Here is an 8739-nt window from a genome sequence, read left to right on the forward strand (position 1 = left end):
GGCGTCGCCGGGACCCGATCGGCTCAACGTGCTCATCCGTGCTGCGGATCCCCCGCCGCTTCATGACTCCAGGTTGCGGGTCATGCGTTCGAGGACGGTGACGGCGATGCGGTACTCCTCGTCTGTGATGCCGGCGGTCGACAGGGCGCGGAAGGCGTCGACGTGTTCGGCGGCTCCGGCGAGGCGGGCACGGCCGATGTCGGTCAGCGTGAGCCGGGACGGTTCCGGGCGGGTCGCCCATCCGTCGGCCACGGCCGTTTCGACGGCGGCGGTCAGTGCGGGCACATCGGCGTTGGCGGCCAGGCCGGTCAGGACGTCGGTGTCGGTGGCCTGGGGGTTGTCCTCGACGACGTTGAGGACCTGCCAGGCGAGGCGGGTGAGGCCGAACTCGGCCAGCATGGAATCCATGCGGGCGGTGAGGGCCTCGTCGGTGCGGTTGAGCCAGTAGCCGATGGGTTTCATGCCGTGCTCCTTGAGCGGGTCAGCGGTGCCGGGCGGCCGGGGCGCGGACAGCGGACATGTGATCAGGGCCCCATCAGGTCAGTTCCGGGTGAAGGCGCCGGCGTTCTCGCTGGCCCACTGCCGGAAGGTGCGGGCGGGCCGGCCGATGAGGGTCTCGGTGGTGTCGGCTATGGCGGCGGGACCGTGGTCCGCGGCTTCCCACAGGTCGAGCAGCGAGGAGACCATCGGCGCGGGCATGTGGTGGCCCATCTGCTGCTCGGCCTCGGCGCGGGTGATCTGCTCGACGGGGATCTCACCGCCGATGGCGGCTGCCAGGACGGCGAGCTGCTCGCGGAAGGTGAGCGATTCGGCGCCGGTCAGGGTGACCGAGCGGCCGGTGAGGGAGTCGCCGGTCAGGGCCGCGAAGGCGATGTCGGCGATGTCTTCGGGATGGATGGGCGCGATGTGCGCGTCCGGGTAGGCGAGCTGCACCGGCATCGAGCGCGCGACGGGGTACGCCCAGCCGAGGGCGTTGCTGGCGAATGCGTCGGGGCGCAGGAACGTACAGGTGAGGGTGGAGTCGGCGAGGGCGTGCTCGACCTTGAGGCTGTGGCCGGCCAGGGGGTCGTTCTCGGCGCCGGGGGTCAGGACGGTGGCGGAGGACAGCAGGACGACGTGCTCGACGCCGGCCGCCTCGGCGGCCTTGATCAGCTCGTGGATGCCGGCGGGCTGGGGGTAGAGGAAGACCTGGCGGACGCCGTGGAGGGCGGCGGCGAAGGTCTCGGGCCGGTCGAGGACGAGCCGGGCGGTCTCGACGCCGGCCGGAACGGTCAGTTCGGCGGGGTCGGAGCTGGCGGCGCGGACGGTGAGACCGGCGGAGTTCAGACGGCTGATGACCGCCTGGCCGACCTTGCCGCGGGCGCCGGTGATGAGGATGGTCATGGGAAGGCTCCGTTCGTTTACCTGATGCATATGCATGCTCACATGCACACGTTTTCATGTCAACACATGTCTGCTGGATGTCATCTATGTACGATGAGGGCATGACGAAGCACGAGCCGAGAACGGACGACGAGCTGCTGGACGCCGTGGGGCCGGCGTTCGGGAAGCTGCGGCGGACCTCCCTGCTGGAGGTCGAGAATCCGATCTCACAGAAGGACCTGAGCCGCACCCTCGTCCTCAACATCGTCCTGGAGGCCGAGCAGGGCGACGGTCGTGAGATCACGGTGGGCGCCGTGGGCGAGTACCTGGGTGTCGACCCTTCCGTGGCCAGCCGCATGGTGTCCGACTGCATCTCCGCCGGCTACCTGATCCGCGCCGCCTCCCAGACGGACGGCCGCCGCACGATCCTTCACCTCAGCCCCGAGGGCAAGGAGCTGATGGCCCGGTTCCGCCGGCACCAGCGCTCGGCCTTCGAGCACATCACCGCCGACTGGACCGAGCGCGAACGCCTGGACCTCGCCCGCCTCATGCTCAAGTACGTCGAATCCCAGAACGCCCTCCGTCACCGCTCCGCCCCGGACAAGGACGCGCCCCGCTGAGCGGCGCCCCCGCCTTGGGCGCTGACGGCCCTCACACGGTGGCGAGCAGGGCCCGAAGGGTCACCGCATAGGCCCTCGGGTGGGTGGTGTTGCCGTTGTGGCCGCCGGGGAACCTGTGTATGCCGGTGCCCAGCAGGTCCGCCAGTGCGGTTGCGCACTGATGGTCGAAGACGGTCGCCGCGGTGGTCGCGCCCAGCGCCGGAAGGATCCGGGTCGTGGTGCGGGTGAGCCCGGCCGGGTCGAGGGTGTCGTGGATGATCGCCGAGAAGTCGTGCTCGATGAAGTAGCCGAAGTTGGCGCGCCGCCGGGCGTCCATGGGTTCGGCGGTGAGACCGGGCTCCGCGTCCCGCCGGGAGACGTCTATGCCGAGCACCCGGGCCATCTCGGTTAAGGCGGCGTCGAGTCCGCCGGTCCGGTAGGTGGCCTGGAGGGCGGCGAGCTCCGCCTCGTGGCGGGCACGGGCGGCTGCGGGCAGCAGCCTCGGGGCGACCGGCTCGTGGGCGACCAGGGCGGCGACCTGCTCCGGATGCCGGGCCGCCAGGTGAAGGCCCGTCACCGCGCCCAGGCTGCAGCCGAGCATCAGGACCGGCTCGTCGGTGACGGCGGCCAGCAGGTGGTGCACATCCTCGGCGTGCTCGGCGAGCGTCGTGGTCCGCCCGGGCTCGTTCGCCCGGCTGCGCGACAGGCCACGCCGGTCGTAGGTCAGGACGGTGTACGCGTCGGTGAGGTGCGGGACCAGGTCCACGCTGCGGTCCGCGTCACCCTCGCCGCTCTGCGCGATGAGCAACAGCGGCCCGGATCCATGGAGTTGGTAGTGCAGCGTCGCCCCGGGAACCGGGAGGGCGGCAGCGGTGACGACTGGGGACATGGCTGCGGACATGACGGACTCCTTCGTGCGGTCGGCGCGGCCCCTTCGTCCGCTGCTCTGCGACCAGCCTAATCCATCGAAAGAGATGCATCAAGAGAGATGCATTTCTTTCGATACATCTGCACTGATGTACCTTGTCGGGGTGGATGGCATCGAACTGTTCCTGCTCGGCCGGGCCCTGATGAAGCTCGGCGAAGAGGCCCTGCCCGAACCCCCGGGCGGCTCCGGCCAGTACGCCGGCAGCACCCGCGCCGTGGTGATCGTGGCAGGGGACGTCGCCGCGCACCCGGACACCACCGTGGGCGAGACCGCCCTGCGCACGGGCCTGCCGCAGAGTCAGGTCTCGGGCGCCGTCGCCCGCCTGCGCGAGGCCGGGTCCGTCGAGACGGCGCCCGACCCCGCCGACCGCCGCCGCACGCTGGTCCGCCAGGCCCCCGGGGTCTCGGCGCGCGTGGCCGCCGTACGGGCCGCCGGGTCCTCCAAGGTCGAGGAGGCCCTCGCGCGAGTCCTCGGCGAGACGCAGGCCCAGCGGCTGCCCGAGGTCACCGAGGCCCTGGAGGTGCTGGCCCGCCATCTGGTCCGAGACGGCCGCTGACGCCGTCCGGAGCCACTCAGCGCCGTCATGGAGAACGTGGGGCCGAGAAGATCAAGGTCTGGCCGGCCCGGGGAGAGCGCAGTGGGGACTTGGAACATGCAGGCGCCGGCCCTGGTCGGGTCGCGGGCACCGGGCCGGGGCGCACTGGTGGCCTGATCCCGCCGTCAGTGGCGCGGAGCCCACGGGTCGTCGCACCCCACCGGATCGGGCCGTTCAGGGTGGAGCATCCTTCGGACGCAACGCTGCAGTCCCGTCTCGTCGGATCCGCCGGCGGCGGCCATCCAGGGCAGGACGTCCACGGCGTGGGCGCGCTCGCCGGTGGCGAGATCCTCGACGGCGGCGCGCAGGTCGTCGGGGGCGGGTTCGTCGGTGAGGCAGAGCCAGCCGATCGCGGCGGCCAGCCGGACCTCGGGCTCCTGTGTCCGCTCTCGCCACCGCTCTCGCATCCACGCGGTGGTCGGCGGGTGGGGGTGGGCGCGGGTGGCTTCGGCGGTGGCGAGGACCAGGGCGGCGCGGACGATCGGATCCTGCTCCGCGGCGAGACGGGTCCTGAAGGCGGCGCGGACCTGGCGGTCGGGATCGGCGGCGGTGGCCAGGGCGTAGGCGGCGCGGATCCGGATCGCAGGGTCGGGGTCGCCGAGAAGGGGCTGCAGGAGGGTGGTGTCGGCGGTGATCGTGGCCCGGGCAGCGGCGACCGACCAGCCCGCTGGGTAGCCGGTCACCTCGACGCCGTAGTCGTCGTAGTCGTCGTAGAGGTCGTCGTACTGGGTGTCGGCGCGGTGGAGCAGCAGTTCGTCGCGGGAGGCGACGCCGAAGTGACGGGCGCGGGCCGGGGAGGAGACCTCGGCGAGCGCGTCGGCACGGTGCGGGTGGCGAGTGTCGATGGCGATCCGGATCAGGAACGGTACGGCGAGCACGGCGGCGGCACGCATGTCGTTGGCACACATGCCGCTCACCACGCCCGTTCCGGTACGAACGGGCGAGTCACCGGTGTGCAGCAGGTGAACGGCCTCCCTGACGTGATCCCCACGTGGGAAGTGCTCCCAGGGGACTTCATCGAGCAGGAATCCGTCCTTGGCCTCTGGCCGGATGCCGGCCACCACCGCCCGCACATCGAACGGCCCGCCCACGAACGAGGACAGTTCCGCCCCGTCCGCCAACGCCCGACACATCGCGAACGTCGGATCGGTCCGCCACTCGGCCACGTCACACCACCCCACCACCGAGTCCGACCGGAGCCGATCATGCCCGAGCGGCCCGACGTCGGTGCCAACGTACTGCGCTCGCACCGCAGGGCAGACACGAGGCCGGCCTTTCCCGGGGCAGGCCGCGCTGACGGGTGATCATCAGGCCCGCGTGTTCGAAGCCGGACGTTGAGCAACAAGCTCAGCGAACGGCCGCCCCGAACGACACCAGGTCCTCCGCGATGGCCCGGGTCACGGCCTCCTGCTGGTCGGTCAGGTAGAAGTGCCCGCCGGGAAACCCGCGGAAGGTGAACGCGCCGTCGGTCAGCTCCCGCCAGGCCATCGCCTCGGACGGACTCACCCGCGGGTCCGCCTCACCGGTCAGCACGCTCACCGGAACGCGCAGCACCGGCCCGGGCTCGTAGCGGTAGGTCTCGACGGCCCGGTAGTCCCCGCGCAGAGCCGGCAGGATCAGTTCCCGGAACCCCTCGTCGGCCAGCAGCCGCAGGTCGGTGCCGGCCAGCGCGCCGACCTTGGCGAGCAGCGCCTCGTCGCCCCGGCCGTGGTAACGCTCCTCCTCGCGGTGGACCAGCGGGGACCGCCGCCCGGACAGGATCAGCCCGCGCAGCCCGCCCCGCGCCGGGCTCCCGGCCGGACTCCCCGCCGGAATCCCGGCCGGGCTCTCGCCGACTTCGCCGTCCGCCTCCAGCCGCCGCGCCAGCTCGAAGGCGACCACCGCTCCCATGCTGTGTCCGAAGAGCACCAGCGGCCGGTCCCGCCAGGGCCGCAACGCCCCCCGCACCCCCTCGACCAGCGCGTCGACCGTGTCCGGCACGGGCTCCCCGAACCGGTCCTGACGGCCCGGGTACTGCACCGTCAGCACCTCGGCGTGCGCGGCGAGGGCCTGGGACCAGGGGAAGTAGAAGGAGGCGTTCCCGCCCGCGTGCGGCAGCACCACCAGCACCGGGGCGGGCCCCGCCGGCGCGGGGTGGAAACGCCGCAGCCAGGGGTCGGGCCGGACGTCCGCGGCGACTGCGCGCATCATCGTCCCTCCCCCCGCTCCCCCGGCTCGCCCTGCTCCCCCGCCAGCAGCAGCTTCTTCTGGGGCTTGCCCATGGCGTTGCGCGGCACGGCCGCGACGAAGCGGACCTCGCGCGGGCGCTTGTGCACCGAAAGGTGCGCGGCGACGAAGTCGGTGAGCTCGGCGCCGGTGACCCCCTCGGCGACGACGAAGGCGACGATCCGCTGGCCGAGGTCCGGGTCCGGAACGCCGACCACGGCCGCCTCGCTCACCTTGGGATGGTCCAGCAGCGCGTTCTCGATCTCGCCCGCGCCGATCCGGTAGCCGCCCGACTTGATCATGTCGATGGAGGCGCGGCCCACGATCCGGTGGACGCCGTCCGCCTCGTCGACGGCTGCGATGTCGCCCGTACGGAACCAGCCGTCCTCGGTGTACGCGGCGGCGGTGGCCTCCGGCCGGCCCAGGTACCCCGAGAACAACGTGGGTCCGGTGAGCTGGAGTTCCCCGATCTCTGCCCCCGGCTCGGCGGCCACCCGCGTACGGATGCCGGGCAGCGGCGTGCCGACCGTACCGGGGCGGACCTCGCCTCCCGCGCGGCCGCTGATGGTGATCAGGGTCTCGGTCATCCCGTACCGCTCGACGGGCCGGTGCCCGGTGAGCCGTTCCAGGTCCCGGAAGACGGGGGCGGGCAGCGCGGCGCTCCCGGACACCAGCAGCCGGGCCCCGGACAGCGCGGCGGCGGCCCGCGGTTCGCGGGCGATACGGGACCACACGGTCGGCACGCCGAAGTACAGGCTGCCGGCGGCGCCGGCGTAGGCCTCCGGCGTGGGCCGCCCGGTGTGCACGAGGCGGCTGCCGGTGCGCAGGGCTCCGAGCACACCGAGCACGAGCCCGTGGACGTGGAACAGCGGCAGACCGTGCACCAGGGTGTCCTCGGCGCTCCACTGCCAGGCCTCGGCCAGCGCGTCCAGGTCGGCGGCGATCGCCGCGCCGCTGAGCACCACGCCCTTGGGAGCGCCCGTGGTCCCGGACGTGTACAGGATCAGCGCGGGGTCCTCGGGCGCCGCGGCCTTCCCCGGCCAGGTGGAGGAGCGCCGGGCGAAGTCCACCTCGACCGGGGCCGCCCCGGAGTCCCGCAGGATGTGCTCGCGCTCGGCGGGCCCCGCGTCGGGCGGCAGCGGTACGCAGGCCACTCCGGCCAGCAGCCCGCCGACCACGGCCGCGACGGTCTCCAGCGAGGCCGTCGCGGTCACCGCGAAGGCGGGTGCTCCGGCGACGTCGGCCGCGACCGCGCCGGCCGCGCCGAGCAGCTCCTCGTAGGAGGCGGTGCGGCTGGCGATCTCGACAGCGTCCTCGCGGTCTCCGTATGCACCTTCAAGTGCCGTGAGCACGGTGACTCCCCTCTGTGGTCCCTGCACAGGCTGCCGGACGCGGTGGGCATCACGCGAACCGGGTTACCCTCGCGGACCGCTCAAGAGGTGGTGGAAGGCCGCTCGAATCCAGCGCGGTGCGGGCCGCCCCCGCCCTTATGATCGCCGTGACTTGACGATTCGATGACCCGTTCCCGAAGAATCGATGACCGAGAACCTCCGAGGACGGAGGAGCAGGGGGACCCACGATGGAGACCGCACGCTTGGCCTCGCTCATCGCCGCAACCGTCACGACGGGCTTGGTCAGCGGTCTGTTCTACGGCTTCTCCGTCGCGGTGATGCCGGGACTGAAACGCACCGACGACCGGACGGTCATCGAGGTCATGCAGCGCATCAACGTGGCCATCCTCAACGGCTGGTTCGTCCTCGGCTACATCGGCGCGTTCCTCTTCACCGCCCTGGCCCTGGCCCTGCACGTCCCGTCCGACGGCCGCGACGTGCTGCCCCCGCTGGTCGCGGCCCTGGTCTGCTACATCGTCTCGATGGGCATCACCAACAAGGTGAACATCCCCCTGAACAACGCCCTGGACAAGGCCGGACCGGTCGCCCGCATCAGCGACCCGGCCGCCGTCCGCCGCGCCTTCGAGGGGCCCTGGTCCCGCTCCAACGTCTGGCGGACCCTGCTGTGCACGGCGGCGCTCGGCTTCCTGGCATGGGCGCTGTTCCTGCACGGCCGGACCCACTGACCGCCGACCGTCGGCTGCCACCGCGCTCGGCATGCGCGAAGTCCCCCGGTCGGGCGTCCGGGGGACTTCGTGGTCGTGCGGGCGGGGGGAATCAGGACCGGCGGGGTCAGCGGGTCGCGCGACCGTAGAGGATCAGGGCGCGGGAGAGGGCCGTCAGGGCCACCGTGCACAGCAGGGTGCGGATGATGTTGGTGGAGACCCAGGTGCCCTTGAACTTGTCGACGATGGAGAAGTCCGTCATCTTCGCCGCGTTGCCCGCGTCGGCCAGCTCGTTGTTCAGGGGGATGTTCACGGAGAACGTGATCATCAGGACGACGAAGTAGGCCACGGCAGCCGCCCCGACCCAGATCGCCACGCCGCGCCGGCCCTTGCGGAACTCGACGACCGCCGAGGCCACGGACAACAGCAGAGCGAGCACGAACGCCATGCCGAACAGCCCGTTGCCGTCGATCGCCTCGTTGAAGGCTTGCATCGCGGTGACGTACGTACGCTCGTCGCCCGCTGCCAGGCCCGGCATCACCGAGACGTCGAAGGCGAAGAAGAGGCCCGCCATCAGGCCCACGAGGACCGTCGAGACCAGGAGGAGGGCGGTGGCCGCCTTGCCGCGCTCGACGGGCGCGGGCGGCTGGGCCTGGGACTGGGCGTAGTAGCCGGGCGGAGCCGCGTACGGACTCGGGCCGCCGGCGGGGTACTGCTGGGGGCTACCGGCCGGATTGGGGTTCATGGGACATCCTCGTCTGGGGTGGTGGGAGTGCTGCTCGCCCTCGGCACGGACATTCGATCGTGGCATTCCCCGGGGTGCCCGGCCATGGGCTTTCCACCGGCTCTCGAGCGAACCTCAAGAGCCGGTGGCGCAATACGTTCGGCCGATGATTCGGTCAGTAGCGGTAGTGGTCCGGCTTGTACGGGCCCTCGACCGGGACGCCGATGTAGTCGGCCTGCTCCGGGCGCAGGGTCGTCAGCCTGACGCCGA

Annotated in this window: 11 protein-coding genes; 3 read left to right on the plus strand and 8 right to left on the minus strand. The window is 72.1% G+C overall.

The genetic code is table 11. The annotated features are described in order from the left end of the window. Positions 1 to 60 precede the first annotated feature (60 nt). Both ACFCZ1_RS35920 and ACFCZ1_RS35925 read right to left on the minus strand, forming a co-directional pair. Entirely contained in the window at positions 61 to 462 is a 402-nt protein-coding gene (locus ACFCZ1_RS35920; RefSeq protein WP_376682498.1) for a MarR family winged helix-turn-helix transcriptional regulator, read from the minus strand. 78 nt (positions 463 to 540) lie between these two features. Next, entirely contained in the window at positions 541 to 1383 is an 843-nt protein-coding gene (locus ACFCZ1_RS35925; protein WP_376682499.1) for an NAD(P)H-binding protein, read from the minus strand. 101 nt (positions 1384 to 1484) lie between these two features. Here ACFCZ1_RS35925 and ACFCZ1_RS35930 point away from each other — a divergent pair, with 101 nt between their 5' ends. Continuing rightward, positions 1485 to 1982 carry a MarR family winged helix-turn-helix transcriptional regulator gene (locus ACFCZ1_RS35930; protein WP_376682500.1) on the plus strand — a complete coding sequence of 166 codons (498 nt, stop codon included), beginning with the start codon at positions 1485 to 1487 and terminating at the stop codon, positions 1980 to 1982. Between the two features lie 31 nt (positions 1983 to 2013). On the opposite strand, the gene ACFCZ1_RS35935 is transcribed toward ACFCZ1_RS35930, so the two are convergent. Further along, entirely contained in the window at positions 2014 to 2862 is an 849-nt protein-coding gene (locus tag ACFCZ1_RS35935) for an alpha/beta fold hydrolase (protein ID WP_376682501.1), read from the minus strand. A gap of 169 nt (positions 2863 to 3031) precedes the next feature. On the opposite strand from ACFCZ1_RS35935, the gene ACFCZ1_RS35940 reads away from it, so the two are divergent. Further along, positions 3032 to 3445, plus strand: coding sequence for a MarR family transcriptional regulator (locus ACFCZ1_RS35940; RefSeq protein WP_376682507.1), 414 nt, complete (start codon positions 3032 to 3034; stop codon positions 3443 to 3445). A 164-nt stretch (positions 3446 to 3609) separates the two neighbouring features. On the opposite strand, the gene ACFCZ1_RS35945 is transcribed toward ACFCZ1_RS35940, so the two are convergent. The 3 genes from ACFCZ1_RS35945 to ACFCZ1_RS35955 form a co-directional block, all read right to left on the minus strand. After that, positions 3610 to 4650, minus strand: a complete 1041-nt coding sequence (locus ACFCZ1_RS35945) for a hypothetical protein (protein WP_376682502.1) — start codon at positions 4648 to 4650, stop codon at positions 3610 to 3612. 181 nt (positions 4651 to 4831) lie between these two features. Further along, on the minus strand, positions 4832 to 5674 hold the full coding sequence (locus ACFCZ1_RS35950; RefSeq protein ID WP_376682503.1) for a thioesterase II family protein: 843 nt from the start codon (positions 5672 to 5674) through the stop codon (positions 4832 to 4834). Continuing rightward, positions 5671 to 7041, minus strand: coding sequence for an AMP-binding protein (locus ACFCZ1_RS35955; RefSeq protein WP_376682504.1), 1371 nt, complete (start codon positions 7039 to 7041; stop codon positions 5671 to 5673). The genes ACFCZ1_RS35950 and ACFCZ1_RS35955 overlap by 4 nt, the downstream gene beginning before the upstream one ends. 227 nt (positions 7042 to 7268) lie before the next feature. On the opposite strand from ACFCZ1_RS35955, the gene ACFCZ1_RS35960 reads away from it, so the two are divergent. Continuing rightward, positions 7269 to 7766 (plus strand): DUF1772 domain-containing protein, encoded by a 498-nt coding sequence (locus ACFCZ1_RS35960; RefSeq protein ID WP_376682505.1) that lies wholly within the window; start codon positions 7269 to 7271, stop codon positions 7764 to 7766. A 106-nt stretch (positions 7767 to 7872) separates the two neighbouring features. On the opposite strand, the gene ACFCZ1_RS35965 is transcribed toward ACFCZ1_RS35960, so the two are convergent. Continuing rightward, a complete protein-coding gene (locus tag ACFCZ1_RS35965) occupies positions 7873 to 8490 on the minus strand; it encodes an anthrone oxygenase family protein (RefSeq protein ID WP_376682506.1) in 618 nt (205 codons plus the stop codon). A gap of 154 nt (positions 8491 to 8644) precedes the next feature. After that, positions 8645 to 8739, minus strand: a 95-nt coding sequence (locus ACFCZ1_RS35970; RefSeq protein ID WP_362402195.1) for an adenosylhomocysteinase, incomplete at its 5' end; no start/stop codon positions are given.

Source organism: Streptomyces sp. NPDC056224 (genome assembly GCF_042267665.1).
In the GTDB taxonomy this organism is placed as follows: domain Bacteria; phylum Actinomycetota; class Actinomycetes; order Streptomycetales; family Streptomycetaceae; genus Streptomyces.

What these genes read in the sequence shown, in the direction of transcription:
- ACFCZ1_RS35920 (WP_376682498.1), bottom strand. Translation starts at nt 462, where the DNA reads ATGAAACCCATCGGCTACTGGCTCAACCGCACCGACGAGGCCCTCACC.
- ACFCZ1_RS35925 (WP_376682499.1), bottom strand. Translation starts at nt 1,383, where the DNA reads ATGACCATCCTCATCACCGGCGCCCGCGGCAAGGTCGGCCAGGCGGTC.
- ACFCZ1_RS35930 (WP_376682500.1), top strand. Translation starts at nt 1,485, where the DNA reads ATGACGAAGCACGAGCCGAGAACGGACGACGAGCTGCTGGACGCCGTG.
- ACFCZ1_RS35935 (WP_376682501.1), bottom strand. Translation starts at nt 2,862, where the DNA reads ATGTCCGCAGCCATGTCCCCAGTCGTCACCGCTGCCGCCCTCCCGGTT.
- ACFCZ1_RS35940 (WP_376682507.1), top strand. Translation starts at nt 3,032, where the DNA reads ATGAAGCTCGGCGAAGAGGCCCTGCCCGAACCCCCGGGCGGCTCCGGC.
- ACFCZ1_RS35950 (WP_376682503.1), bottom strand. Translation starts at nt 5,674, where the DNA reads ATGATGCGCGCAGTCGCCGCGGACGTCCGGCCCGACCCCTGGCTGCGG.
- ACFCZ1_RS35960 (WP_376682505.1), top strand. Translation starts at nt 7,269, where the DNA reads ATGGAGACCGCACGCTTGGCCTCGCTCATCGCCGCAACCGTCACGACG.
- ACFCZ1_RS35965 (WP_376682506.1), bottom strand. Translation starts at nt 8,490, where the DNA reads ATGAACCCCAATCCGGCCGGTAGCCCCCAGCAGTACCCCGCCGGCGGC.